Genomic DNA, 26466 nt, shown 5'->3' with positions numbered 1-26466 from the left:
TGATTACTGCGCCAGCACGCCTTTCATGAACTCGATTCGGTAGCTGCGCCCCACGGGTATCACCTGCCCGCCGATCTGCACTTCCTGTTCGGTGAACGTATTGATCTGCCGCAGGTTGACCGCGTACGACCGGTGAATGCGCACGATGATTGCCCGGGCCGTTTCGTTGGTATGCAGCTTTTCGATCACCCGGTTGAGCACCAGCCGCAAGGTGTACTTGTGGTTCTCCGTGACGATGTCGGTATAGTTGCCCTCCGACTGTAGGTAGCGAATATCGGTGATGGGGAATTTTACGAATCGGTAATTCTGCTTGACGAATATGTGATCCTTCGCCAGCATGATGATCTCCCCCCGCGACGGCTCATCCCCACCCTCGGCCACCGAGTCAACGGGAGCGGTTGCGGGCGTCGACTGCATGACGTTATGAATGGCCAGATCGATGGCGATGCGCAGGTTGAGGTCGTTGAACGGCTTGGTAATGTAAGCCGACGGACCCACCAGCCGGGCGCGGTCGATCGTCGGACCATCAGTCATGGCCGTCAGGAAGATCAGCGGCATCCGGCTGATCTGTCGAATGCGCCGGGCCGTTTCAACGCCATCCCACTCACCCCGGATGTGAATGTCCATCAGCACCAGATCGACCGATTTCTGTTCGCAGATCTGTAGCGCAGCGGGCCCGTTGTCGACAACATTAATGACATTATAACCCATTTGCTCGAGCCGGAAGGTCAGGTCCATGCTCAAAATGGCTTCATCCTCAACAATTAGAATAGATACGGACTGCATGTACTAGGTTAGCGGTTGGTTGCTTTACGTGTGGTTTTGTAGAAGAACGTTACGCACATAGTCTACTATTTTAGCAGACAAATTTCGATCAATTCGCAGGCAGCAGGCGTAATCAGGCTACAACGCCAGGTGTGCGGATTGCACCGTCTCACCATAGAAAAGCGTTGCCTTACGGTCGAAATCGGTTGGTGAGTCGGTCGTCAGAAAAAGACGCTGCCCGTTTTTAGTACACTGCTGCTCGATAGCGGGATGCCGCACCAGGTAATCGGCCAGCCGGTCGGCAACGATGCACCCCTGACTTAAAATGGTGGTCCCGGCCGGGGCTGCCGCTGCAATTTTAGCCAGCAGCAGCGGATAGTGCGTACAGGCCAGCAACAGCGTGTCGATATCGGCGGATTGGGCCAGGATACGGTTGACGTGCTGCTGCACGAAATAGTCGGCCCCCGGTTTGTCGTGTTCACCATTTTCGACCAGCGGCACCCACATCGGGCAGGCTTCCTGATAAACGGTCAGTTTCGAAAAAAACTTCTCTATTTCAACCAGATACGACTCCGACGCGACCGTTCCCTGCGTCGCCAGTACGCCAACGGCCCCGGTTCTGGAATACGTTCCGATCACTTCGGTCGTGGGCCGAATAACCCCTAATACCCGCCGTTCGGGGCCGTCCGATGCCGGATCGGCACCGGGGTACAGACTGGGCAGATCGAGCTGCTGAATATTCCGCAGCGCCTTGGCCGACGCCGTGTTACAGGCCAGAATCACCAGCCGACACCCCCGGTCGAACAGGTGCCGCACGCACTCCAGGGTATACTGATAGACCGTCTCAAACGAGCGGGGGCCATAGGGCGTACGGGCATTGTCGCCCAGATAGAGGTAATCGTACTGCGGCAGCGTCCGGACAATCTCGCGCAGGACCGTCAGTCCGCCGTAGCCCGAATCGAACACGCCAATGGGTTGAAGCATAGAAAAAGTTTACGGTTTTCAGTTTACGGTTTTCAGCTTAAGTCAGCCGGCATTCGGTTCACCAGCTATGATTCCTGGTACTCGCCACACAGTAGGCAACGAACACGATCGAAAACCGGATACCGTAAACTGAAGACCGAAAACTATCTTGTCAACCGATAAAGCAGTACGGCGGTTCGCTGAATCAGAATGGGGTATTCCTTCAGGTTCAGGGTTTCTTCGATGCTGTGCGCGCCTTTCCCGGATGCGCCTAATCCGTCGAGGCAGGGCATAAACTCCGCGACGAACGACACGTCGCCCGCTCCCCGGCTACCGGGATCGACGGCCCGGACGGGACCAAGCCCCATGTCGCGATTGATTCTGTCGACCACCAGCCGCAGGCTATCATTGGCGGGCGTAGGGTCCATCGACGGAATACCATCGGCAAACGTAATCTTCGACCCCGTCAGCGGCAGGCTCTTGGCAACGATTTCCTGCATTCGGGCGCGGGCTTTTTCTTTTTGCGCTTCGCCCAGAAACCGCAGATCACCTTTGACCAGGGCTGAACCCGCCACGATGTTGGTCTTGCCAACGGTTTCGGCGCGCGCGGTTTTGTCATCATACTGAACCTCCGAACCACCCACGATCAGGCCGGGGTTGAAAGTCAGGTACTGCTCCTGCCCCAGTTGTCGGCGAAACTCCGTCAGCACGCGGGCGGCTTCATAGATAGCGCCGTAGCCCAGGTCGCTGAAAATACGCGATGAGTGTCCCGTACGGGCTTTGACGGTCAACGTCCAACTGCTCGATCCGCGCCGACCGGTTGTAACGCTGTTCAAGCCCTGTGCGCCTTCGAAGGCCAGGGCGATGTCGCTTTTCCGGGCCCGCTCGATGAAGTCCCGCCGACTTTCGGGGCCGCCGGCGCTTTCTTCGTCGCCCGTCATGTAAATCGTAATCGAGGTATCGTCGAGCAGTTTCTGGGTGTGCATGGCTTTCAGAGCCGCAATGATCAGCACATCCCCCCCTTTTATGTCGTTGACTCCCTGCCCGGCCGCCGTTGTATCGTTGATGCGGGTGTAGGGTTCCATCGGCAGACTTTTCTCGAAGACGGTATCGAGGTGACCGATCAGAAACAGCTTCTTCCCTTTCCGGCCGGTACGCGTCGCGACGAGGTGCCCCGCCCGGTTAAGCGAGTCGGGCAGCGATACCCATTCGATGGTAAAGCCTAATTTTCTGAGTTCATCGCCCATCAGGTCGCCCACCTGCCGCACGCCCACTTTGTTGAGCGTACCGCTGTTGATGTTAACGACTTTTTCCAAAAAACCCATCGTTTCGGGCAACTGTCGGGTCACCGTGCTGACGAGTGTCGCTTCCGGCTTCGTCAGGGATTGTGCTGATGCGTCAGGGGCTAACGGGCTGAGACTCCCCAGCAGGAGTAACGGTACTAATTTCTTCATAGCGGGTACGTTTTGACAGGTTGTACCGGCTAAAATACGGGATACGAACAGTAGAACGGCAATTGCCAATCGCCTTTGTCCGAACAAGGCTTACCGGACACTTGTTGCCGAATTGCACAGTCGAGGAGTCGACAGCTATCCCGCACATGAAACTACCCGTTTATCCCGACCCGTTTGTCCTCTTCCGACAGGACCTGCACCGCTTCCCGGAATTGTCGGGACAGGAAACACAAACGCAGCAGCGTATCCGTGACGTTGTCGCCTTACTTAATCCGGCAGACGTACTGTCGATTGGCGGTACAGGCCTGCTCGTACAGTACGGAAACGGCGACGCAGGCCCGGTAACGCTGATCCGGGCCGACATCGACGCACTGCCGATTCAGGAAGTCAATACGGTTGCGTACCGATCGCAGCACGCGGGTATTTCGCATAAGTGCGGGCACGATGGACACACGGCCATTCTGGTCCGGCTGGCGGCTTCGCTCAACGCAACGCCGATCGTGAAGGGGCGGGTGTATCTTCTATTTCAGCCCGCTGAGGAAACGGGGAAGGGGGCCGAGGCCGTACTGCACGACCCCGCTTTCGCTCCCATTCAGCCCAATCGTGTGTTCGCGCTGCACAACCTGCCGGGCTTCCCCGAGGGCGCGATTATCTGTAAGCCCGGTCCGTTTACCGCATCGGTGCAAAGTATGATCGTTTCGTTTACAGGGCAGGTCGCGCATGCGGCCGAGCCGGAGCAGGGTTATAATCCGGCCTACGTCATGAGCGCGTTTGTCACGCAGACCCGCTCGCTGCAACAGCCTGACCTCCAGTACGACACGTTTTCACTGATTACGCCGATCTATACCACACTAGGTGAGCAATCATACGGGGTATCGGCGGGATACGGCGAAGTCCACCTGACCTTACGCACGAAAAGTACCCAACGCATGAGCGAGTTGGTCAACCAGTTACACGCACTGCTCGATCAGCTTACGGCAGGCAGTGGTATTCGTGTCGAGACGAGGTATACCGACGCGTTTGCCGCCAACGAGAACGATCCGGCTGCGTTCGCGCAGGTTCGCCAATGCGCCCAAACACTTGATTTTCCGTTTCAGGAAGTAAGCGAACCCCTGCGGTGGGGCGAAGATTTCGGGCTGTTCACCCAACGGTTTCCGGGGGCGATGTTCGGCCTCGGTGCGGGCGAAGATAGCCCCGCCCTGCACCAGGCCGATTATGATTTCAACGATCGACTGATCGAACCGGCCGCGCGTATGTTCCGCGCCCTGATCGATCTCGACCATGCCTGATCGGTACGAATCAGATGTGTCCCCGCTTACGCGACCTGCACGCCGACTTCGTAGTAGTCGACAGTCGGCGGGCCGGCAAAAAACTCCTTCATATCGGCCATCACGCCCTGCAGGAATCCATTCGTCTCAGCCCCTTTCCGATGCTCCGCCGACTCCCACAGCGTTACCATCAGGCATTTGCCGGTATCGGCATTGGTAAGAAAGCGGCTGTTTTTAAAGCCGTCGAGCTGCCTGAGCGCCGGTCCGACGTTGTCGCGGAAGTGTGCAGTAGCGGGTTCGATGGTGTTGGGCTTGAGTTGTACCTGGATGACGCGGGCGAACATAAACGGTTGGGTTAGTAGTTAGAATAAACAAATAAACTGCTTTTTCGCATCGGGCCACCGGTAGCAATCGCCTTTGTCGCAACCGGTTAGTAAAGTGAGCCGCTCGTATTACGGTCAGATTCTGTAGCTTATCCACATCTAGCTGATCTCATCGCTTATTTCCTTCCTTCGACCATGTCTTCATCCCTAAAATCCGTTTCACGCCGTCAGTTCCTCAACGGCAGCCTGACCACAGCCGCCAGCCTGACCGTAGCCGGTGCCCTACCAACGCTGGCCCACACGCTACCCGCCCCACCCGACAACAATCTGCTCGTCGTCGGGCCGGTGGAAGGCTATTCACCCATGATCGGTTCCCTGGTGTCGATGATGCGCTATAACCGCGATACGATTCTCCGAACGGTGAAGAGCCTGACACCGGCTCAACTCGACCACCTGTTCGATGCGAACGCCAACACCATCGGCGCACTGATTATGCACCTCGGCGCGACCGATAAATTTTACCAAATCAACACCTTCGAAGGGCGACAGGAATTCAACGAAGCCGAGAAGAAGGAATGGGGTGCTGCGATGGAATTGGGCGATGCCGGTCGGGCGGCCATCAAAGGCCATGACGTGCAGTACTACCTCGACAAGATCACGGCCGTACGCGACGAGACACTGGCCCAGCTCAAAACAAAAGACGATAAGTGGCTGCTGGCCCTAGACCCGATCTGGTCGAAGCAGCAACCCGTCAATACATACTGGAAGTGGTTCCACGTCTGCGAACACGAATCGAACCACCGGGGGCAGATTACCTGGCTCAAAAGCCGCCTGCCGGGTATGAAGCCGGGGAAGGATTGATGGATTGAATGAATGAGTGGTTGAATGGGCTGGCGCACGAACTCATTCAATCATTCAACCTTTTAGTGTCTACTTTTGTACCGGTGCGGGCGGGTTCGACAATGGACCTGACAGCCGTATTCTGAACGGCGGAGTTCGATACTGTACCCAAATAAAATAGTCTGGCACTACTACAGACCACCCGTTTCCAGCCACGCTTTAAAGGCCGTTACTTTCAGGCGGCTGACGATGGGGGTTTCGGCCAGAGGAACGACCAGTTTGACCACGACTTTTCGGTTGAAATACGGCTCAATTGACCGGATGGCGTTGCGGTTGATGAGCATTTGCCGGTTGATGCGGTAAAACTGATGCGGGTTACAAACCGACTCGATGTATTCCAGATTTTTCAGGAGCGGGTGCCGCTCCCCGCTGAAGGTATACAACTGAACGAGTTCATACTCAATGGTGATGGCCGCAATGTCCTTGGTGTAAATGACGATGGATTTTTCGCGGTGCTGGGTCAGGAAACTTTCCTGATAACCTTTCTCCCGGGCAGGTGCAAACAAAGCGGGATTGATGGCCTTCTGGCTGAAGCTGGCCACCAGGCTTTTATACCGCATCAGGGCCGCGTGGATTTCTTCTTCCCGAAACGGTTTTAGGATGTAGTTGATGCCGTTGTTCTGAATAGCCGCCAGGGTGTAATCGTCAAAAGCAGTGCAGAAAATGACTGGAATGGCTACGTCGATATACTGGGAAATGGCGAAGCTGTGTCCATCGGCGAGCTGAATATCCAGAAAGATCAGGTCGATTTTGTTGTGGTGTTTCGTCAGAAAAGCAACGGTCTCCGCAATGGATTCGAGCGTGGCCGTGACCAGAAAGTCGTCGTCCTGCTCGATGATTTCTTTCAGAAGCTGGGCCGTGTGCTTTTCATCTTCCACAATCAATACGTTCATGGCTGCAACTACTAAAGTGGGACAACTATCAAATCACCCGCATCAAGTTAACTAAAACAGGGTAAATCCTTGTTGAAATAGGCTTGACCTTAACAAGAACGTGAAGCCCAAAATGACGTTTGGCTGAGATCTGAGAATCGCTTATCAACTACCTTTTTTCAAAGCGGGGGCAGTAAAAACTCTTCCATGTTTTTTGGAGAAATTATGGATGTGGTAGCCCCAGCGTAATTACCAGTAAAGGTTTGCGGAAACCGCGCTTTGCGGTTCTCATTCCATTTGAATTCGTAGGCATGCAGTTGTTCATTATTCTCTTCAATCAGGTCTATCTCCTGCTGCTGGGTAGTACGCCAGAAATACGACTGAACGCTGATGCCCTGATAATGAAGAAATTTCATTCGTTCAGCGATGATGTAATTTTCCCACAAAGCCCCTACGTCCGTTCTTGACTGAAGCGGACTGAAATTATTAATAACCGCATTCCGGATGCCACAATCATAGAAATATACTTTTTTCCCCTTTTTGATCTCATTGCGAACGTTCCGGTTTAGTGCCGGCAGTCGAAAAACGACATAGGCCTTTTCCAATAAGTCAATGTATTTATCGACCGTTTTCTGATCGCTCCCAATTGTCTGGCCAATTTCATGGTAGTTAATTTCACTACCTATCTGTAAGGCAAGGGCTTTCAGCAATTTTTCGAGCAGTAGTGGTTTCTTGATCTGTTCCAGCATCAGTAAGTCTTTATACAGATAACTTCCCGCCAACAGCTTTAGCAGTTCTTCTTCTTCACCAATCGACGTAACAATTTCTGGATAGCAGCCATAAATCAGCCGATGATCCACTAATCGTTTTTCAGAAAGTAGACCATCATGCTGCACCAGTTCAGCAAAGCTAAGTGGATACAACATGAACTCATACTTACGCCCTGTCAGGGGTTCATTGACCTGGCTCGACAACTCAAATGCTGACGAACCGGTAGCAATAACCTGAATATGTTTTAGCTGATCGGTGAATAGTTTCAAGGTCAGACCAACATTGGGAATACGCTGTGCTTCGTCAATAAATACGATGGATTTCCGACCAGCTATGGTCTGCAATTTTGTGGCAGTTGTATTGGTTAATACGTCTCTGACGTCGGCATCGTCGCCGTTGAGATAAAGATGATCTTTGTCCGCCAACATAGACGTAATTAAGGTGGACTTGCCAGTTTGGCGGGGTCCAAAGAGCAAAATTGCTTTACCTCGGAACAGCCGTTGTTCTATTTTCCTGCCAATTAGTCGATCTATCATATTTCCGGATTAAAATCCTGAAATTTCATAGTAATTATGGATTTCAATCCAAAAATAGCATTATAAATCAAGTTTCAGTTCACTCTACCTAGAAAATCAGGTTGATCATAATAGTCTTTATAGCTTCGTTGGCGCAAATTCTAAATGATAATCCGGCGCTTTCACCCTGCTTTGATAAGGACAGCCATTCATCAGATCAGTTTCAGTTTTACGGCAAAATGGGTGTCGGTTTCGTGGACGAGCAGGCCATTCGTCACGTTGAGCAAGGTATAGCGTTGCCGGATATTATCCAGCCCGTAGCCCGACTTTTCCGATGGAGACAGCTTTGGCAGTTTCGGATTGCTGACCACGACGTAAAAATCGTCGCTGGTCGAGATACTGATCCGCAGCGGATGGGCCGAGGTCATGGCGTTGTGTTTGACGCAGTTTTCGGCGACGATCTGCAAGGAAAGCGTGGGAATCAGGTAATTCTGTAAGGGCTCGTCGATCTGAATCGATACGTCCAGGTTACCTTCGTTACGGGTCTGCATCAGAAACAGATACGATTTCAGCACGCTTAGTTCCTCCCGCAACGGAACCGTAGACGCTTCGTTGTACTTGAGCGTTTGTCGATAGAAATCCGATAGACTGATCACAAACTGTTCGGTCGAGGGGTGTTGCTTGCGGGCCATCATCCGCAGCGTATTCAGGGAGTTGAACAGAAAATGCGGATCGACTTTGCTGCGTAATTGCTGGAGCTGTACCCGGTAGTTTTCGCTCTGCATCTGCTCTTTTTCCAGTTCCAGCCGGGCAATGCTGGAACTGGCTCGCAGGGCGTACTGAATGATGAGAAAAAGAAGGCTGGCAAAAAAGAATTTGACGAGCAGGTTCCAGCGAATGTAGTCGGGGTGACTGAACACAAAAAGCGAAAAGAGACTGTAAACCAGTACGATATACAGCAGAATGATGGCCGTCGTAAGGCCCCATCGGTAGCGACGGCTCTGGTGGGTCGTGTAGTGGAGCAGGTGCCAGAGCAGAAACAATACGACCGACGCAGATAACCACCGGCTGTAGAAATCCAGTTTGCCATCGGCCAGAGCGTCGGCGTTGGAGAAGAAATTAAGCCCCGGCAGAATAGCTGCCAGGGCTAACGGAAGCAGCCGGTTTATGTTGAGTTTCATGCGTAAAAACTAATCATTCGCCAACAATTTTACCATCCACCATTTCGATCACCCGGTCGCAGTTGGCCGCAAACTCATCGTCGTGCGTGACGGCAATGATGGTTTGTCCTCGTTCTCTGGCTAGTTCCCGGAAAATATCGAACACCACTTTGGTATTTTTGGAGTCCAGATTACCCGTGGGTTCGTCGCCCATGATAATGGCCGGATCGTTGATCAGGGCACGGGCAATGGCAACCCGTTGCTGCTGTCCACCCGAAATGCGGGACGCTTTTTTGTCTTCGTGCCCTTTGATGTCGAGCAGGTACAGGAGTTCCAGGGCTTTGGCCCGAATCTGTTCCGGGGGCTGTTTGCCCAGTTTCAGGGCGGGCAACATGACATTGTCCAGTACCGAAAACTCCGGCAGCAAATAGTGAAACTGGAACACGAAGCCGATGTGTTCGTTCCGAAACCGGGCCAGTTCGTTCTGTTTCAACCCCGTGAGCCGGGTGCCATTGATCTGAATCGTACCTTCATAATTCGTATCCATCGTGGAGAGTAGATACAGAAGCGTCGATTTCCCGGAGCCCGATTTGCCGATCAGAGCCAGAAATTCGCCCGGCTGCACGTCGAACGAAATGCCTTTCAGCACCTGAATGGTTTCGGGGTCATGAAAATATTTGATGATGTTGTCGACCGAAAGTGCAGGTTGCATGATTAGCCTCTTAAGATTTCTACGGGATCGATTTTAGATGCTTTTCGGGCGGGCAGATACCCCGCAACGAACGTCGTCAGAAGCCCGAATACCAGCGCCATCACGTAGTCGGTGGGGATATAGGCAATGGGTAAGGTCGTGAGCGATGCGATTTTGAAGGGAATCCGGTCGACGCCCGCCGAGATGATGAAACCCAGCAACAGCCCCACCAGCCCACCCATAAACCCGATGGCAATCGACTGAATCAGAAAGATTTGAACAATATCTTTTCCGTCGAAACCCATGGCCTTGAGGATCGCGATTTCCCGCATTTTCTCATTCACCGTCATGTTCATGATGTTGTAAATGCCGAATCCGGCCACAATCAGGATCGTCAGGGAGACGGTGATCGCCAGAATGTCGCGGAGCACGTTGGCCGATTCCAGTTGCGAGTTGCCTTCCTGCCAGGCTTCGGTTTTGTACGCAACCGAAGCCCCAATGCGTTGGGCGGTGGTGCGGGCATCGTTGTAATGCCGCACATTGGCCAGTACGTCCGTGGCATAACTCTGGTTTTTCGATAACAACTGACGGGCCGCCTGAATCGAAATAATGGCTCTGGATTTATCGACGCTGGCGGACCCCGTTTCGATCAGGCCAACCACTTTGTAGGTTTTCAGGATACCGTCGGACGTACTAAGCGAGATGATATCGCCCATCTGAGCACTGATTTTGTCGGCCAGTCCCGTCCCCAGAATCACGCCGTCGCTGCGTCGTTGCAGTTCGTACCAATCGCCCTCCGTCATGTATTGAGCGGTATGGAACAGCTGATTTTCGTTGTCAATATCGACCCCCGACAGGCTACCGCTTACCTTGCTGACCCCGTTGTGAAAAAACACGTTTTCGTTGAGCTGCTCCGTAACGGCTACTACGTCGGGACTCGATTCCAGCAGTTCCCGAATCGGTTCGGCGTTTTTGATGCCTTCCGTATACTGGATTCGTTTGGGGTTACTGATGAACTGAACCGTATCCGACCCCGTCGGAACGGGCAGGAGCTGCCGGGCTTCTTTGGGCAGATCGTTGTACACCCGGATGTGGGCCATCGTATTGAAGACCAGTTCAGCCTGGGCGTCATTGACCCCGCTGGTGAAGCTGTTCATGAAAATGTACATCGAGATCCCGAACGTAACGCTCAGTACGGCCACGATCAACTGGCGTATTTTGGACGTCAGGTGAACCCAGGCAATTTTGTTGTTGACACCCATAGCCTTATTCATTGGTGCGAAGAATGACGTCTTTGTCTGAAATACCCGACCGGACTTCCACCCAGTCTTTGCTTTTGTAGCCCGTAACGATGGCTTTCTCATCGCCCGATTCGAGAGTTACGTACTTTCCTTTGCTGAGGTAAGGAGCTGGAATAACCAGTACGTTGTTGCGGGTGCCGGTGACGACATTGGCCTGTAGCTGAGTCCCTGAAAATAGCACCGCAGGCGGCTGAAGGAACTGGGCTTCGACGACGTAGGATTGCTGACTTTCATCGAAGGCCGGGTATAGTTTCGACAGACGAGCCTTGAAAACTGTATCGGGATAGGTGTTCAGTTGCACGCTGGCCGACTGGCCAAGTTTGATTTTGGCGATATCGTCTTCGGCCACAAACAGTTTCAGGACGCTCGCTCCGCTACCAATCCGGGCAATGACTTCCCCCTTACGAACCAGCTCCCCTTCTTTTTTGTAGACGGTTAGCACCTGCCCGGGCCGGCTGGCTTTGAGTTGATAATCAGCGAGTAGTGACTGCTGCGAATTGACTTGAGTTCGGCTGGTGGCGGCCTGAAGTTTGAGCGACCGTTCCAGCTCCTGATAGTTTTTTTTCAGCACGTCCAACGCACTGGCGGAGGCTTTGTACTGCAATTCCGCTTTTTCCATATCCAGTTGCGATACTGAATTGGTGGCTCGCAGGGTTTTATACCGCTGCCAGTTCGTGCGGTCCTGCTCAAGCTGGGCGTTGGCCTGATCGATCTGCACCCGGAGTTGGCTGAGTTGGGGCGATTGGGCCGAGGCATTGCGGGCGGCATCCGTGTAGACGAGTCTGGCTTCGGTGAGCTGGTTGGCCGGAATGTCGCTTTTGATGTGGGCCAGCACGGCTCCCGCCAGCACAGCATCGCCTTCTTTGATCGACAGCTGCTGGAGCGTACCATCCACGTTGGCCGCCACGACGTATTCGTTTTCCTGTTCCATGTGTCCACTGGCAAAGACCGCTTCTTCGATTGTTTTTCGCTGGGGCGATGTTTTCTCCGGGCTATGGCAGGCAGCCAGCACCCAAAGGCACGTAGCCAGGCTGGCATATTGGCTGAATGAATGGGTATTATTCATGCTGAAAGTCGAGTTGACGGATGACGGTTTTGTAGTGGGATACGCTGTAATTGCTCAGACTCTGGACGTAATCGTTCTGGGCTTTGAAAAGGTCATTGAGCTTGTCGAGCCGCTCGTCCAGGCTGATAATGCCTCCGTCGTAGCGGTTCTGCACGTGGCGGTCGTTCTGCTGCTGCAAGGCCAGAATCTGCCGGGCTTTCTGGAGTTGCCCCCGGTTCTGGTCATACTGGAGCAGCAGCGTCTGGTCTTCCTGAGCGACCTGATTCCGGGCCTGCGTCAGTTGCAGTTGCTGGGCTTGGATACTCAGTTCCGACTGGCTGATTTTCTCCCGTGTGGCAAAACCCGTGAAGATCGGTACGTTCAGCCGCACACTCAGGAATTGCTGGGGCAGCCGATTAGCGTTGGCGAAATCCGTAAACCCGCCGGTGGCCCAGGAATAATTGTACTGATACCCCACCGACAGGGACGGATACAGCAGCGATTTACTTTGAGATAACTGAGATTGGGACAGTTGAAGCATGGATTGCTGAAGCAGAATGGCCGGATGCGTCCGGTCAAACGATACGGGCGACGCCGATTCGGCGGGTTGCTGCCAGGTCTCGGTCAGGGTCAAACTGTCGGTGGTATTTAGTTGATTCTGAAGATCGTAGGTCAACTGTCGATACTGGGTGCGAATGTCGGCCAGGGTACGTTCGGCCTGTAACTGCTGGATCGTAGCCCGGTTCCGCTGTTCTTCGCTGACCAGTCCCTGGGCGTATTTGTCGGCTACGTGCCGGGCAATGGCTGATGTGGTCGCCAGGTTTTGGACATAGATGGTGTCGATTTCCTGACTCAGTAGCAGGGCGTAGTACGTACTGGCCAGTTGGTTGTACATCGCGTAGCGGGTCTGGGCCGTCTGTACGGTGGCTACGTGGGTCTGTACACTGGCCGTTTTGGCCGCAAACCACCTCTGAAAATTCAGCACGTCCCATTGAGCCTGAACCCCCACCGTATAGATAAATGGCCGGCCAAACGTCAGTTCACGGTAGCTGTTATCGGGAGCCGATGGGTTCGTCAGTTTCTCGGGAACCAGCGTGGGTTGCAGCGTGATATTGTCGGTAAACGCACCGCTACCGCTGAGGATCGGCAGGCGATACGCTTTCGATTGCTTTTCCGCTGAACGGCTGATCTGCTCCTGAAGCCGGGACGTTTGCAGCGGCAGGGCGTGCTGGTCGGCATAGCGGAACACCTCGGGCAAGGAACCGAACTGCTTCTGGGCCATCGCCATCGACGGAGCCAGCAGCCAGAGCAACGCCAACCGGAGCTTGCGGGTGAGTGAATGATCTGGACGCATGGCTTACAACTTGGTCCAGGTTTCTGACTTCGAGAGAAAACCCACCGAGCCGGTTAGTTCAAGCGTACGCCCATCCAGCACACGGGCCGAGCATTTGGCCGTTTTGCCTTTCCTGATCAGGAACAACGTGCCGTTTTTAAACGACTTGCCATCCCTGGTAGTTAGCCCGGCGATTTGTTTCTTACCGACCAGCGTTTTATCGTCGGCTTCCCGAATCAGGGCGTCGTAGGCGTTGCCATTTTTAACAAATTCGATGACCCGGCTTTTGTCGTCGCTGGTCCATTTACCCGTAAGGGGATCGCTGCCCGATTGGGTCAGCAGGTGCAGGCTCAAGAGAATTCCGGCCTGAACGGAGCTGATTGTTTGCATGATACGATTGGTTTCGTTGGCTGCAAACATGGCCCGGACTGGCCCGCTGAATGGGAAATTTCAGGCTGAATTGAACCGATTAGCGGGTGGATTGAACAAGGGGAAAAGTCAGTTGAACGGGAGTTTTCGACAGGATTAACAGGATTGACATGATTTTTCTAAAACGATATTTAATTGAAAAAAATCATGTCAATCCTGTTAATCCTGTCAGAAAAAACGTTCGGTTAGCTTTTCAGCGCTGACTTGTCCAGGTATTGGATGACGTTTTTGGTATCGACTTTCTTACCGGTGCGGGCGGCCTCGAAGATGGCTGCGATGAGTTGTACGTCGCGCATGCCTAGTTCGCCGGGAACGGTCGTCGGTGTGTTGGTCAGGATACACTGTGCGAAGGCATCCATCTGCCGGGCCTGTTGCGGCACGTTGTCGACGTTCATTTTCCCCTTGCTGGTTTCGCCTTCCAGTCCGCCATAGGCGTAGGCAGGGGCCAGTTCAAACCAGCCGTTGGCGGCTTCGGCCCGCAGCTTGTTCATCTTCTTGTTGAAGCTGGCGGAGCATTCAGCCGTGGTACCGTCAGGAAAGTACAACTGGAAGTCAGCTCCTTCTTCTACTTTGTCGAATTTCCTGGGATCAGTAACGGGGTGAAACTTCGCGGTGACGGCAATGGGAATCTGTCCTTTGGTATAAATCGCGCCCTGCAACGCGTAGATGCCTACGTCGCGGATGGGGCCACCGCTGCCGATGCCCCGACCCAATCGCCAGGGGTTGTCTTCGCTTTGTACCTGCCCGTCTTCGGCAATGATCTTGTTTACCTTGCCAAACGTCTGATTCTGGCCCAGCCGCATCATCTCCTGGTTGTGCGGCTCGAAATGCAGCCGGTAGCCAATCGATAGTTGTTTGCCCGCTTGCTTACAGGCATCGATCATCTGCTGGCATTCTTCGGGCGTCATAGCCATCGGTTTTTCGCAGATGACATGCTTACCCGCCTTTGCTGCCCGAATCGTGTATTCCGCGTGCAGCGCGTTGGGCAGCACGACATATATGACGTCGATGTCGGGGTTATCGGCAATCTGGTCGAAGGTTTTGTAGTCGTAGACGTTCTTATCGGGAATGTCGTATTTCTTCTTCCATTTCTCGGCCTTCTCAGGCGTCCCCGTCACGATACCCGCCAGCCGGCAGTTCGTCGTTTTTTCGAGCGCGGGGGCCAGTTGCTCCTCGCTGTATTTACCCAGACCAACAAGGGCAATACCAATTTTACGGGACGACCCGGTGGTCGTTGTGGTCGATGTGGCTTCGTCGGCCGTTGTTTTACCCGCCTGTCCGCCACAGGCCTGCAGCCCAAGCGTGGTGATGGCGGGAACGGTCAGCGAGGCCAGGCCAAGCTGATGGACAAAGCCGCGACGGGATAGTGATTCGTAGTTCATAACGCAGGTTAATTGAGCATCAAAGGACCGATAACTTACCAGTCGTTAATGCCCTTTTAACCCACGGATACATTGAAAGTTTAAAGAGCGAAAGAGTGAAAGAGCGATGGTGCCGGACGGCCGCTCTTTCGCTCTTTCACTCTTTCGCTCTTTAGGCTTATGCGTCCAGCACAATCCGGTAGTGGGCTTTGCCCGACCGCAGGTGATCCATTGCTTCGTTGACCTGACTCATCGGGAAGTGCTCGACGATTGGGGCGATGTTGTGGTGAGCCGCGAACCGGAGCATCCGGTCGATCTGGCTACGGCTACCCGTGGGTGAACCCGCAATCGACTTTTTACCCAGCACCAGCATCATGACATGGACCGGTACGGGTTCCAGGACCGCGCCCACGAAATGCAGCTTTCCACCCGGCTTCAGCATACCGATAATGTCGTTCCAGTCGAGCGAGACATTGACGGTAATCAGGATGAAGTCGAACGAGTTGGCGAGTTGCTTCATCTCGCCCGCATCGCGACTCGACGCCACGAAGTCGGCCCCCAATTCTTTAGCTTCCGCCTGCTTGTCGGCACTCGACGTAAAGGCGGTCACCTCACAACCCCAGGCGTTGAGAAACTGTACGGCCATGTGGCCCAGCCCACCGATGCCAATCACCGCGACTTTGTGCGTCGGCAGAATGTCCTGGTTGAGCAGCGGAGCAAATACGGTGATACCACCGCACAGCAGCGGTCCGGTCGATGCAGGGTCGAGGGCGTCCGGAATCGGAACGGCCCATACCCAATGGCTGCGTACGTGCGACGCAAAGGCCCCGTGGTGGCCCACAATCGTCGGCTGAACGGACGTACACAGTTGCTGCTCACCGTCCAGACACGGCTCGCAGTGCAGGCAACTCCCTACGTTCCAGCCGATACCCACGCGCTGCCCGACCCGCAATCCTTTCTGAGCCGCAATGTCGCCCAGCGCCACTACCCGGCCAACGGCTTCGTGGCCCGGTACCAGCGGATACGCCGTGATACCCCATTCATTGTTGAGCATCGACAGATCGGAGTGGCAGATACCGCAGTACTCTACGGCAATGTCTACTTCCTCCGGCCCCAGCTGACCAGGGTCATACGCATACTGTTCTAATTTTCCGGCCGGCGAATGGGCGGCCCATGCCTGTACTGAATGCATCGTCGTGGTTGGGATTTTGTCTACAAGTATCAATTTTACACTTGCCCAACTACTGGCGAATACACGAAACGGTTCCCGTTTTATGTCGATACACGAATAAACCGAGTTTGCGGACTAGCGGAAAATCGGGTACATTGACCATAGTCTTCGGATTTCCCCATCGCCTGGTCCTCGTCATGCCAACACCTCCTCCCCCACCGCCCGGTCCCAGTTGGCAGAGCAACATGCTCGAAATCTGCTTCCGCCTGTTTCGATTCTCCCGCCTGTTCCTCTGGTTCAGCAAGCAGCCCAGGTACCGCGCCGGTGACTTTAAAACGCCGGATAAGCTGGGCTTCACTACCGAGATGATTGCCGGATTACGCTGCTACTGGACGAATGAACCCTGCCGGGAGCGTGGCGTGCTGGTGTATCTGCCGGGGGGCGGCTTCGTCACGGGGCCGATGAAAGCACACTGGGAACACTGCCTGCGCATGAGTCGCCGGCTTCGCTACGCCGTGCTGGTGATTCCGTACCCTTTGGCTCCGCAACATCCCTTTCCGGCAGCCCTGAACAGCATCCTGGCCGTACTACTGGACTTACAACGGCAGCAGCGAATGCCCGAAAACTGGCTCATCAGTGGCGACAGTGCCGGGGGTAACCTCGCCCTGACGACTACCCTTGGTCTGCGACAGCGAGAAGCCCCATTACCCCGGAAACTGGTGCTACTGTCACCCGTGGTCAACATGAACAAGGTCGAATACGAAGGCATCCCACCCGACCCGATGCTATCCGCCGACTACCGCACTTATGTCGATCAGTCATACGTGCAGCAGGCTAACCCGGCCGACCCACTGCTGTCGCCCATCTTCGCTGACCTTAGCGGTCTGCCGCCGATCCTGATTCAGATGGGTACAAATGACGTACTCATTCACGAAGTGCGTAAGTTGGTGCAGCAGATGCAAATCGCCGGGCAGCCGGTCCAGTTTGAGCAATATTCCAGCATGATTCACGTGTTCATGCTGTTCTGGTGGCTACCCGAAGCGCATCAGGCCATCCGCGATCAGGTCACGTTTATCACCAAAGTTTGAGTTTTATGGTGGCAGCGCTTAGCGCTGCCACCATAAAACTCAATTACAAATTCTTCATCCACACGTCCCGGAGCTGTAGCTGCTGCGGGGTGGCCTGCGGGTCGGGGGTAAAGGCGAAGCGCTTGATGATTTCGCGTTCCTGCACCGGCAGCGTCAGCGTGACGTCCTGACCAGCACGACGAACCGTAACCGTATAGCTTTCCCCCGGCTTCAGCTGCCGGACTGCTTTCTGCACCGGTGCAATCGTTTCGAGTTTAACCGGTTGCCCGTTAAAGCCGACCCACTCGTCGTTTTCTTTTACCCCCGCCTGCTGCAGGGGTTCGCTGATGCCGGTCAGCACAAATTTCGAATCGGTATCGAGATAAGTCGGTTTCATGCCCAGCCAGGCGGCTTTCTGTCCCGTTGGCGTGGCAGGCGTAAACGTAATACCCAGTTTACCGAAATAATCCGCGTACGGCAGGGGCTCGGCCGCTTTGACGTACCGGTTGAAAAAGTCACCGATTTCCGGATACGTTTTCTGGGTGAAGATGGTGAAGAAATCGGCTTCGGGGAACGGGCGATTGGGACCGTATGTCGTGGCCAGTTCATTAATCACTTCACGCAGCCCCCGCTTCCCGCCCGACAGTTCGAGCAGTCGGATGTCGAGCAGCCCAGCGGTCAGGGCACCCCGCGCGTAGATGTTGCCATACTGACGCTGTCCCGAATCCGAATAGCAGGTCAGACCCAGTTTGGCCAGGCTGTAGGTACTGTCGTAGCTTTTGTCCTGCCCGATCTTCTGCGTCATCTCACCCAGATACGTCGGCAGGTCCATCAATCCACCGCGCAGCTGCATGGCTTTGCTGGCCCATTCGGTCACTCCTTCGTACAGCCACAGGTGCTCGGAGGGCGTGGGTGTTACGAAGTTGAACTGCTGAATGATCTCGCTGTGAATGTTGAGGGGCGTTACGACGTGGAAAAACTCGTGAGCCGCAATCGACGTCACCTCATCGGCCAGTTGCTGCGAGTAAGGCGCTTCCTTCAGCACGTATTCCGAACTGTACGAATGCTCCCACGCACCCCAGCTCTGATCTTCAAAGTGGTACAGGAAGGTGTACCGCTTCACCGGCAACTGTTTCAGAAACTGCCCGGCCGCCGTCAGCATCGACTTCATATTGTCGAGCAGTTGCTGCGAGGTGATCTGATCGGTTTTCGAATAGGTGTACATGTCGACCTGCGCACCGGCTACTGTCGTCGTGGCTTTGGTCAGCCGACCCAGCAGGATGGGCGAATCGACGATACGGTCGTAGTTGTCCGCTTTGAAGCTACCCGACGCCGTTTTTTCCAGCGCCGTACCCACCTCCCACTCCACCGGGCGGGCGATGCTTACCTCGATGGGGGCATCCTGCATGCCGGTGGGGTAGCCGAACACACCCTGTCCGTTGATGAGTGCATGATCTTTTTCGATCGAGGTGCCGCACATGTTGTACGGATGGTGTTCCTTGACGGGCGTATCCCAGGTTTCGGCAATGCTGTACTGAATCGTCCGGACCTTCTGGGGCTGATCGAGTTTCCACTGATTGACCGATACCGGTTCCGTCTTCAGCTCGCGCCCTTTGGCGTCGAAGGCTTTGAACGAGCGAACGTACCGGCCGATGTCCATGATCTGATACGTACCGGGAGCCGTCGACGCGAATTGATAAACGGCATTATCGGGCGTGAGACCGTCGACGTGTAGTGTGACCTTAAACTGATCGTCGGCGCGGTCGTTGAGGTTGATATCGTAGCGGAGGGGTGTTTTCGGCTTGGCCAGTGCCAGCTGCGTCAGCAGCAGACCCGACACCAGCCATGCAGAACGAAGATGCATCATGACGTGCGAAGAAGTGAGCTAAATAAACCGCAAGCTACAACCTTCTGCGCGTTGCCTCAATCTGGCTGTTGCCTGCGGACCGTTTTCGGGATAAGCGGCTGGCAGCACACGCCACTTGTCAGGTTTAACGCACCCGCTTGTACCCCCAGCCCTATTAAATCACTATTAATTAACAGAATAAGACTATATCATGAGTATTTCCTGCAGTATACTTGCCTGCCAATTAGCTGTAACAACACATAACCTATGATTACCATTCGCAATACCTCCATCGATTTACTCAACCTGAGTGTCTGGTCTTTCGTCGTCGCTATGTCGCTAGCATTCGCGGTCTTCCTGGCAGAGCTGCTTTTTTAACGGACGCTGGTCATATTTCATTTGGTGATCTAGTGTCTTCTGCCGTTCTTGCCCCGGAAACTAACGCGTACACAAGTAATGGCAACTGGGACAGTAAAATTTTTCAATGACAGTAAGGGTTTTGGTTTTATCAAACCTGACGAAGGCGGAGAAGATATCTTCGTACACGTATCGGGTACGATCGACCAGATCCGTGAGAACGACGCCGTTAGCTTTGACGTTGAGCGGGGCAAGAAAGGCCTGAACGCTGTAAACGTTAAACTAGCCTAAGCGCTCGTTTTTCAGCCGATCGGGGCTGGCCGACAAGTCGAAACAAACTTGTTGGCCAGCCCCGATCTGTTTACTGACTTGCCTACCTACGGCGCGTCGCTGCCGTTTCGCTTAAAACTGGTACACGACGGCGTTGATATTCATGCCCGCCCCTACCGAAGCCAGCACGACTTTATCCCCCGGACTGATCTGGTGGTTGTCCAGTTGCCCCGCTCGTAGTAAGTCGAGCAGTGTGGGTATCGTTGCCACCGAGCTGTTGCCCAGCCAGTGAATCGTCATCGGCATCAGGTCCAGATCCGGACAGGGTTGGTCATACAGCTTGAAGAGCCGTTCCAGAATTGCGACGTCCATCTTGTGGTTGGCCTGGTGAATCAGCACCTTCCTGATGTCGGTCAGGGCCACGCCGGCCTTATCCAATGCTGTCTTGACGACGGAAGGCACGTGCTGCAGGGCAAACTCGTAAAGTTTGCGTCCGTTCATTTTCATGAACAAATCCTGACCGGGCTCGTGCTGGGGCGCATAAGCCGGCCCCATGCCGAGCAGGTTGACATACTCGTACGCATGGGTCTGGGTATGGTGGGCCAATACGCCCGCCGACCCGTCCGACGAAGCCTCCAGGACGACGGCTCCGCTGCCATCGGCAAACAGCAGGCTGTCGCGGTCGCTGGGGTCAATGACGCGCGACAGCGTTTCGGTTCCGATCACCAGGCACCGGCGGGCATCGCCCGAGCGAATGTAATAGTTGGCCTGAATAAAGCCCTCCAGCCAGCCCGGACAGCCGAACGCAATATCGTATGCCACGCAGGACGGATTCCGTATGGCTAGCCCCGCCTTGATGCGAGAAGCCAGCGACGGGACCAGTGTTACCCGGTTGCTGTCAGCCGCTACATCGCCAAAGTTGTGAGCCACAATGATGTAATCGAGCGTTTCGGCATCGATATTTCCGTTGCGCAATGCCTGCTGAGCCGCCAGCAACCCCAGATCAGACGCCTGCTGATCGGTGTCGGCATAGCGTCGTTCGTCGATACCCGTAATCGTGCTGAACTGTTGAAGGATAGCGGCTGGGGCCTTATCGATGGGTTGCCCCTGGGCCGTGAAAAAACGGGCCGTTAGAAAGTCCTGATTCTTGACAATCCGGTCCGGGATGTAGCTACCCGTGGCGGTAATAACAGACTGAATCATACGATGGTGTTGGGAATGGTCGTTTACGGCGAGCAAGTTAATTGAGCTAATTCAGGCCAGCCGCGTAATCAGCGCCCCCAGGCCGACCGGCACGCAGTGCGTCGCGGTTTGCCTGACGCACTAACCCTGCCCGAACAAAGCTAGTTCAGTCGCGACAAACAGACAAAGATCGATAGCACGCCCGTTTTTCGCTCGTGAATGTACCCAGGCTACCCATAATTTAGTAGCGTGGCTTGTTCCGGCAGTAGTGGGTACGTAGGCACGAGTCACATGGGCAAAGAAACTGGTTATCGGCCGGCGTGAGCCTCCTTACGCACAAAAGCCCGGCGTGTAGCCAGGCTTTTGTCGTTCTTTTCAGTGTCTGTAACGTTGAGTGTAGTAACCTTGTATCTATGTATGAAGCAACTCGAAAGGCTGCGAACAACTAATGTTAGTAACCCATTTCCTTTTCCATGTACCTAAATCATACCAACACAAATACTAGGAGTCAACATGCTCATTTACAATCTATTATTCAGTAAACTACCTATAAATACCTGGGCAGCCACTACCCAGTTTTGTAGGCATATCCCCACACCAAGCGTAACAGGCTTGTTCAGCTCGAACTAGTTGGGGAGATAAACGCTAAACGTGGCCCCGTGCCCCGGCCGACTGGTTGCCCTGATAGCGCCCCCGTGGTTGACCACTACTTTTTCGCAGATAGCCAGTCCGATACCGGTACCGGAGAACTCATTCTTGCCATGCAGCCGCTGAAACACCTGAAAAATACGGCTGGCCTGCTTCTGTTCGAAGCCTATGCCGTTGTCGGTTACGTCGATTCGGTAGTAGAGTGGAGCCGGAAGCGCTGGCGTTATCGTTTTGGGTAAGTCTTTGGCCAGTACGGGCTGAACGCGAATCTGCACACGGGGTGGCGTCGCGGGGAACGATGACCGGGCCGGATTGGCCCGGCTAAATTTGAGGGCGTTGCTCAGCAGGTTTTGAAACAGCTGCCCCAACTGAACGTCATCGCCCAATACCTCCGGCAACGGATCGACCTCGACAACGGCCCCCGTATCGGCAATCAGTAAGTCCAGATCCTGTAGTACCGCCTGAACGACAGCCGAGAGCGACACCAGCCGGCGTCGGTCGTGGAGCGCAGCGATGCGCGAATACGTCAGCAAATCCCGGATCAGGGCCGACATCCGGTTGGCCGCCATCTGCATTCGCTCAAGGTAATCCCGTCCCTCCTTTCCCAGTTGGTCGGCGTGTTGACCGAGCAACAGATTGCCGAACGACTGAATTTTTCGCAGCGGCTCCTGTAAGTCATGGGAAGCTACGGCCGCGAATTGCTGCAGGGTGTTGTTGGCCTGCGCCAGTAATTCGTTCGTCTGCCGCAGTTCGTCGTTGGCTTGGCTGATTTCCTGCGTGCGCGCCTGCACTTGCTGGTCCAGTTCGGCGGAAAGGTGCTGGTAGCGCTGTTCGCTTTGCAGGAGCGCATTGTTGGCTTTCCGCAGCGCGAGTAGATTGACAACCTGCCGGGTCAGTGTTTTTAACGCAGTCAACTGGTCGGGGCTCAGTTGCCGGGGCTTGTCGTCCAGTACGCACAGCGAGCCAAGCGCAAAGCCGTTTTCATCGGTTAGTGGCATACCCGCGTAAAAAACGACGTGCGGCTCCCCCGTGACGAAGGGATTATCCGCAAAGCGTTCATCCTGCCGGGTATCGGAAACGAGCAAGGGCTCATTGGGGTCCAGAATGGTGTGGGCACAAAACGAAAACGGGCGGGGCGTTTCCCGGATCGTCACCCCCTGGGCCGATTTCAACCACTGCCGCTTTTCGTCGACCAAGCTAATCAGGGAAATAGGGGTCTGGCAGATCTGGGCGGCCAGACTGGTAATATTGTCATAATCGGCCTCGGGCAGCGAGTCCAGAATATGATACGTGTGCAGGGCTTGTAGCCTGTTGGTTTCCGCTGTAGGATCAGGAGGCAGCATGGTAGCGAACCGGGCAGGCCCCGGCAAAGTAGACATCCATGACAACAGGAGGAATACGAAGTATGTTCATTGACCGGCAACTGTGAATCCTCAGCAACTGGCGATACTTCCTTTTTCAGCGTGTCGCCGGGATCAGGACATACTATACGGCCCGACTTTGGTCAGTTGCGGATACCAGTGTGCTATCTTCGTAATCAGTTCGGGTAATCGGATGGGTTTGCTGACAAAGTCATTCATACCAGCTTCCAGACACTGTTGTTCGTGTTCGGCCAATGCATTGGCAGTCAGCGCAATAATAATCGGCTGACTACCATCCAGTTCCCGGATCTGCTTGGTAGCGGCCAATCCGTCCAGCACGGGCATCTGCATGTCCATCAGCACCAGGTCATACGTCTTCTGGTCAACTGCCTCAAGCGCCAGCTGACCGTTACTGACGATGTCGGGTTGATAACCCAGCTTTTGCAGCACGTGCCCGATCAGCCGCTGATTCATGGAATTATCTTCCGCTACCAGGATAGCCAGGGGATAGCTCACCGAAAAATCGGTCGAAAGCTGCGGAACCGACACGGGTACGGTCGGGCTGGGGGGCGACGCCAGCAGTGCTTCCTGCACATGCCGGGCCAGCACCTGCCGCTTGATGGGCTTGGTTAAAATAGACACAAACAGTGACCGCTGCTCCGGCCGAAGCTCTTCGCCCATGGAACTGAGCAGCATCCGGGGAATGGCCGGAAAACACGCGCGAAGCTGTCGCCCCAGCGTCAGGCCGTCCATTTCCGGCATCTGCATATCCGTGACGATCAAATCGACAGAGGCCCCGGCAGCCAGTACCGCCAGCGCCTGCTGCCCACTGCTGGTCAGGATCGGCTGTAGTTGCCAGCGCTCAAACTGGCGCTTCAGAATAGCCAGATTCGTCGCATTATCATCGACAACCAACACGCGCTTTCCCGCCAGATCAGCCAACTCGTACTGCGTACTGACCCCGACAGGGTTATGGCCTTCAGCCGTATGTATCGTGAATGAAAAGGTCGTTCCCTGACCGGGCTGGCTGACAACACCGATGTCGCCCCCCATCAGCTGAACCAGTTTCTGGGCAATGGCCAATCCCAGCCCGGTTCCTCCGTATTGGCGCGTCGTAGAAGAGTCGACCTGCGAGAATGCCTTGAACAGACGCGTCAGGTGCGCTTCGGCAATACCAATGCCGGTATCCGATACGTCGAACCGAACGCACAGGTCCTCCGCCGACGTACCGGATTCCCGCTGAACGAGCACGCAGATTTCGCCCTGTTTGGTGAACTTGACCGCGTTGCCCACCAGATTGATCAGAATCTGCCGCAGACGCAGGGCATCGCCCACCAGACACCGGGGAACATCTTCGGCAATGTCGTATACCAGTTCCAGCCCTTGCTGGGCCGCCCGCGCCCCGAACATATCCAGCACATCCTCCAGACACTGCCGCAGGTCAAACGGCAGTTGTTCCAGTTCCAGATGGCCCGACTCGATTTTCGAGAAGTCGAGAATGTCGTTGATTACCTGGATCAGCGTCTCCCCGCAGCTGGCAATCGTATTCGTAAACAGCTGCTGCTCCTGCGACAGGGGCGTTTCCTGCAGCAGGGCAGCCATGCCGATTACACCGTTCATGGGCGTACGGATCTCGTGGCTCATCGTCGCCAGAAACGTACTTTTGGCCCGATTGGCCTGTTCCGCTTCCTCGCGGGCGCGCTCCAGTGCCTGGTTTGTCGCCCGAAGTTGCTCGTTGGCTTTTCGCTGTGCTTCCGCGCTTAGTTTACGCTCCAGCGACAGTTGCGCTTCTTTCTGCAACTGCGCCAGCGTAATAAAGTGGTCGAGGTGCCGCTCGTTGTATTTTTGAAGCTGATAGGACCACAGGCCACAAATAAAAAAGATGACCGTGGCCAGCCCCATGTGAATAACGAACGTGAGCAGGTCGAAGTAAGCCAGCCGCGTGAAGTAAACCTGCTCCCAGCCGTTGTTCTGCAAATAAGCAAACACGGCATGGTGTACCAGCACAACAACCAGAAACGGCAGTTGCAGCTTCCAGTTCTGGTACGTAATCAGCACGGCACTCCCGATGAACGCGAAAAAATGCATCTCGAACAGCCCGTGCATCTGGTAGATATACTGGGCCATGAATACCGCAAGTACCGTACTCAGCACATACTGATACAGATTCGACTGGGGTAGTACGTATTTAGCGGAATAATAGGCGACGAGTAGCAACCCGCCCACGCCCACGGCGATCAGCCAGGTATCGTAGACAGTCGCGAACAGCAAGCCAATAATGAAATAACCGCTCAAAAAATAATTCATCCAGCGGTCGGACCGCCATTGGACGCGCAGGTGAAAGGCATCCGTAGGCTCGGCGACGAGGGCAGGGCTATCAGTCATTATCAATTTTACAATAAGGTAAACTACAGCCGTAGGCTGTTAGCGCCCGTTCATCGGTTACCCGCCCGGACCGGGTAAGCAATGCGGTAAGGGCCTGTTTGGCATAGTTTGTCTGCTCGTCGGTGCAGTAGCGGCTACGGTTGTAGTTGCCCCGGTAGTACAGGCGGTGCCGACTATCGAGCAGGACCGCCTGGGGCGTGGCATACACCCCGCAGGCCCGGGCCAGCGACGAATCCGTCAGGACAGGCACCCGCAGGCCAAGCTTTTGCTGAATCTGTTCCGCCGAGTACGGCCGGGTGCTCATGACAACGACCGCAAAATTCACCTGCCGGCCAAATTGCCTGACCAGGGCGTTGAACTGAGGCTGATTGAAGCGCGAACAGGGACAGGCCGGGTTAAAAAAATGCAGAAAAACGGGTTTGTCGGGCTGGCTGGCGACCGATGGGGTCACCTTGATGACGGTTCCGGTTTGAACGGGAACATACGTGTCGGGTACGGGCGTCGGCAACTGGTATACCCAGTCCTGGTACCAGAACAAGCTTCCCACGGCGGCAACAAGTGCCAGCAGCCAAAGTGTTACCAGGCCTGTTCGGATCATAATGGTTTACTATCGTAAGCGCTTAGGCAGTACAGTAAGTTTGATAAATATACGGCCTGCAAACCCCATACTGATGGAATGTACACACTCGTTTACTTATCAGTATCAATAAACAAAGATAAAGTAACAATTATAGATCCAATAACAATCATTTTTAGCAATAACCAATGACATAACATATGTCAAATTTTATACCCGCCAACCGTTTTGTCAATCCCCCTGGCTGTGTCTCGCTGTATCACATCGCGTTTACGGACCCGACTTCCCATCTGACAAGCCCGATACGCCCTGAATAGTCGCTTCAAGCGCTGACAAACCGATCACGAGTTCATACCAAAACCGTGCGTCCGGTTTCCGGTATGGTCGATTGAAACCATCCAGAAACCGGACGCACGGTTATAACGCAGGCTGTTTTCCTGACGGGCTGCCG

At 54.6% G+C, this 26466-nt stretch carries 23 protein-coding genes; 4 read left to right on the top strand and 19 right to left on the bottom strand.

The features are described 5' to 3' along the window. Positions 1-3 precede the first annotated feature (3 nt). From CLV58_RS01270 to CLV58_RS01260, 3 genes are all read right to left on the bottom strand, one after another. Positions 4-786, bottom strand: coding sequence for a response regulator (locus CLV58_RS01270; protein ID WP_106135947.1), 783 nt, complete (start codon positions 784-786; stop codon positions 4-6). Positions 787-903: 117 nt separating this feature from the next. Then, positions 904-1749 (bottom strand): glutamate racemase, encoded by an 846-nt coding sequence (murI, locus tag CLV58_RS01265; RefSeq protein WP_106135946.1) that lies wholly within the window; start codon positions 1747-1749, stop codon positions 904-906. Between the two features lie 143 nt (positions 1750-1892). Then, positions 1893-3182: a M20/M25/M40 family metallo-hydrolase gene (locus tag CLV58_RS01260; protein WP_106136116.1), complete on the bottom strand. Its 1290-nt coding sequence runs from the start codon at positions 3180-3182 to the stop codon at positions 1893-1895. Between the two features lie 146 nt (positions 3183-3328). Here CLV58_RS01260 and CLV58_RS01255 point away from each other — a divergent pair, with 146 nt between their 5' ends. Further along, positions 3329-4471, top strand: a complete 1143-nt coding sequence (locus CLV58_RS01255; protein ID WP_106135945.1) for an amidohydrolase — start codon at positions 3329-3331, stop codon at positions 4469-4471. A gap of 26 nt (positions 4472-4497) precedes the next feature. Here CLV58_RS01255 and CLV58_RS01250 read toward each other — a convergent pair whose 3' ends face one another. Then, the gene (locus tag CLV58_RS01250; protein WP_106135944.1) at positions 4498-4794 is read right to left on the bottom strand and encodes an antibiotic biosynthesis monooxygenase family protein; all 297 of its coding nucleotides are present in this window, start codon (positions 4792-4794) and stop codon (positions 4498-4500) included. 174 nt (positions 4795-4968) lie between these two features. On the opposite strand from CLV58_RS01250, the gene CLV58_RS01245 reads away from it, so the two are divergent. Further along, on the top strand, positions 4969-5634 hold the full coding sequence (locus tag CLV58_RS01245; protein WP_211300803.1) for a DinB family protein: 666 nt from the start codon (positions 4969-4971) through the stop codon (positions 5632-5634). Positions 5635-5804: 170 nt separating this feature from the next. On the opposite strand, the gene CLV58_RS01240 is transcribed toward CLV58_RS01245, so the two are convergent. The 10 genes from CLV58_RS01240 to ahr all read right to left on the bottom strand — a co-directional run bounded on the left by CLV58_RS01240 (position 5805) and on the right by ahr (position 16343). Next, a complete protein-coding gene (locus CLV58_RS01240; protein WP_106135943.1) occupies positions 5805-6566 on the bottom strand; it encodes a LytR/AlgR family response regulator transcription factor in 762 nt (253 codons plus the stop codon). Between the two features lie 158 nt (positions 6567-6724). Next, positions 6725-7852, bottom strand: a complete 1128-nt coding sequence (locus CLV58_RS01235; RefSeq protein WP_106135942.1) for an ATP-binding protein — start codon at positions 7850-7852, stop codon at positions 6725-6727. Positions 7853-8043: 191 nt separating this feature from the next. Then, a complete protein-coding gene (locus CLV58_RS01230; protein WP_106135941.1) occupies positions 8044-9012 on the bottom strand; it encodes a sensor histidine kinase in 969 nt (322 codons plus the stop codon). A 13-nt stretch (positions 9013-9025) separates the two neighbouring features. After that, positions 9026-9703: an ABC transporter ATP-binding protein gene (locus CLV58_RS01225; protein ID WP_106135940.1), complete on the bottom strand. Its 678-nt coding sequence runs from the start codon at positions 9701-9703 to the stop codon at positions 9026-9028. A 2-nt stretch (positions 9704-9705) separates the two neighbouring features. Further along, positions 9706-10956 (bottom strand): ABC transporter permease, encoded by a 1251-nt coding sequence (locus tag CLV58_RS01220; protein ID WP_245882166.1) that lies wholly within the window; start codon positions 10954-10956, stop codon positions 9706-9708. Further along, positions 10949-12049, bottom strand: a complete 1101-nt coding sequence (locus tag CLV58_RS01215; protein WP_106135939.1) for an efflux RND transporter periplasmic adaptor subunit — start codon at positions 12047-12049, stop codon at positions 10949-10951. Before CLV58_RS01215 ends, CLV58_RS01220 begins: the two co-directional genes overlap by 8 nt. Then, positions 12042-13382 carry a TolC family protein gene (locus tag CLV58_RS01210; protein ID WP_106135938.1) on the bottom strand — a complete coding sequence of 447 codons (1341 nt, stop codon included), beginning with the start codon at positions 13380-13382 and terminating at the stop codon, positions 12042-12044. Before CLV58_RS01210 ends, CLV58_RS01215 begins: the two co-directional genes overlap by 8 nt. Positions 13383-13385: 3 nt before the next feature. Next, positions 13386-13751, bottom strand: a complete 366-nt coding sequence (locus CLV58_RS01205; RefSeq protein ID WP_170108625.1) for a DUF2147 domain-containing protein — start codon at positions 13749-13751, stop codon at positions 13386-13388. 224 nt (positions 13752-13975) lie between these two features. Next, positions 13976-15172: a Gfo/Idh/MocA family protein gene (locus CLV58_RS01200; RefSeq protein WP_106135936.1), complete on the bottom strand. Its 1197-nt coding sequence runs from the start codon at positions 15170-15172 to the stop codon at positions 13976-13978. Positions 15173-15329: 157 nt separating this feature from the next. Further along, positions 15330-16343: an NADPH-dependent aldehyde reductase Ahr gene (gene ahr, locus CLV58_RS01195; RefSeq protein WP_106135935.1), complete on the bottom strand. Its 1014-nt coding sequence runs from the start codon at positions 16341-16343 to the stop codon at positions 15330-15332. A 176-nt stretch (positions 16344-16519) separates the two neighbouring features. On the opposite strand from ahr, the gene CLV58_RS01190 reads away from it, so the two are divergent. Next, the gene (locus CLV58_RS01190; protein ID WP_170108624.1) at positions 16520-17410 is read left to right on the top strand and encodes an alpha/beta hydrolase; all 891 of its coding nucleotides are present in this window, start codon (positions 16520-16522) and stop codon (positions 17408-17410) included. Positions 17411-17453: 43 nt separating this feature from the next. Here the strand turns inward: CLV58_RS01190 and CLV58_RS01185 are convergent, their stop codons facing one another. Next, positions 17454-19256, bottom strand: coding sequence for a M61 family metallopeptidase (locus CLV58_RS01185; RefSeq protein WP_106135934.1), 1803 nt, complete (start codon positions 19254-19256; stop codon positions 17454-17456). A gap of 435 nt (positions 19257-19691) precedes the next feature. On the opposite strand from CLV58_RS01185, the gene CLV58_RS01180 reads away from it, so the two are divergent. Then, the gene (locus CLV58_RS01180) at positions 19692-19883 is read left to right on the top strand and encodes a cold-shock protein (RefSeq protein WP_106135933.1); all 192 of its coding nucleotides are present in this window, start codon (positions 19692-19694) and stop codon (positions 19881-19883) included. 111 nt (positions 19884-19994) lie between these two features. On the opposite strand, the gene CLV58_RS01175 is transcribed toward CLV58_RS01180, so the two are convergent. The 4 genes from CLV58_RS01175 to CLV58_RS01160 all read right to left on the bottom strand — a co-directional run bounded on the left by CLV58_RS01175 (position 19995) and on the right by CLV58_RS01160 (position 26036). Beyond that, positions 19995-21065 carry a 3-oxoacyl-ACP synthase III family protein gene (locus CLV58_RS01175; RefSeq protein WP_106135932.1) on the bottom strand — a complete coding sequence of 357 codons (1071 nt, stop codon included), beginning with the start codon at positions 21063-21065 and terminating at the stop codon, positions 19995-19997. A gap of 605 nt (positions 21066-21670) precedes the next feature. Continuing rightward, a complete protein-coding gene (locus tag CLV58_RS01170; protein ID WP_245882165.1) occupies positions 21671-23035 on the bottom strand; it encodes a GAF domain-containing sensor histidine kinase in 1365 nt (454 codons plus the stop codon). A gap of 132 nt (positions 23036-23167) precedes the next feature. After that, positions 23168-25438 carry a response regulator gene (locus CLV58_RS01165; RefSeq protein ID WP_106135930.1) on the bottom strand — a complete coding sequence of 757 codons (2271 nt, stop codon included), beginning with the start codon at positions 25436-25438 and terminating at the stop codon, positions 23168-23170. Further along, positions 25431-26036 (bottom strand): DUF6436 domain-containing protein, encoded by a 606-nt coding sequence (locus CLV58_RS01160; protein ID WP_211300802.1) that lies wholly within the window; start codon positions 26034-26036, stop codon positions 25431-25433. The genes CLV58_RS01165 and CLV58_RS01160 overlap by 8 nt, the downstream gene beginning before the upstream one ends. Between the last annotated feature and the right edge of the window lie 430 nt (positions 26037-26466).

Source organism: Spirosoma oryzae (genome assembly GCF_003002825.1).
Lineage (GTDB): Bacteria > Bacteroidota > Bacteroidia > Cytophagales > Spirosomataceae > Spirosoma > Spirosoma oryzae.
This window is presented reverse-complemented; position numbering and strand designations above follow the sequence as displayed.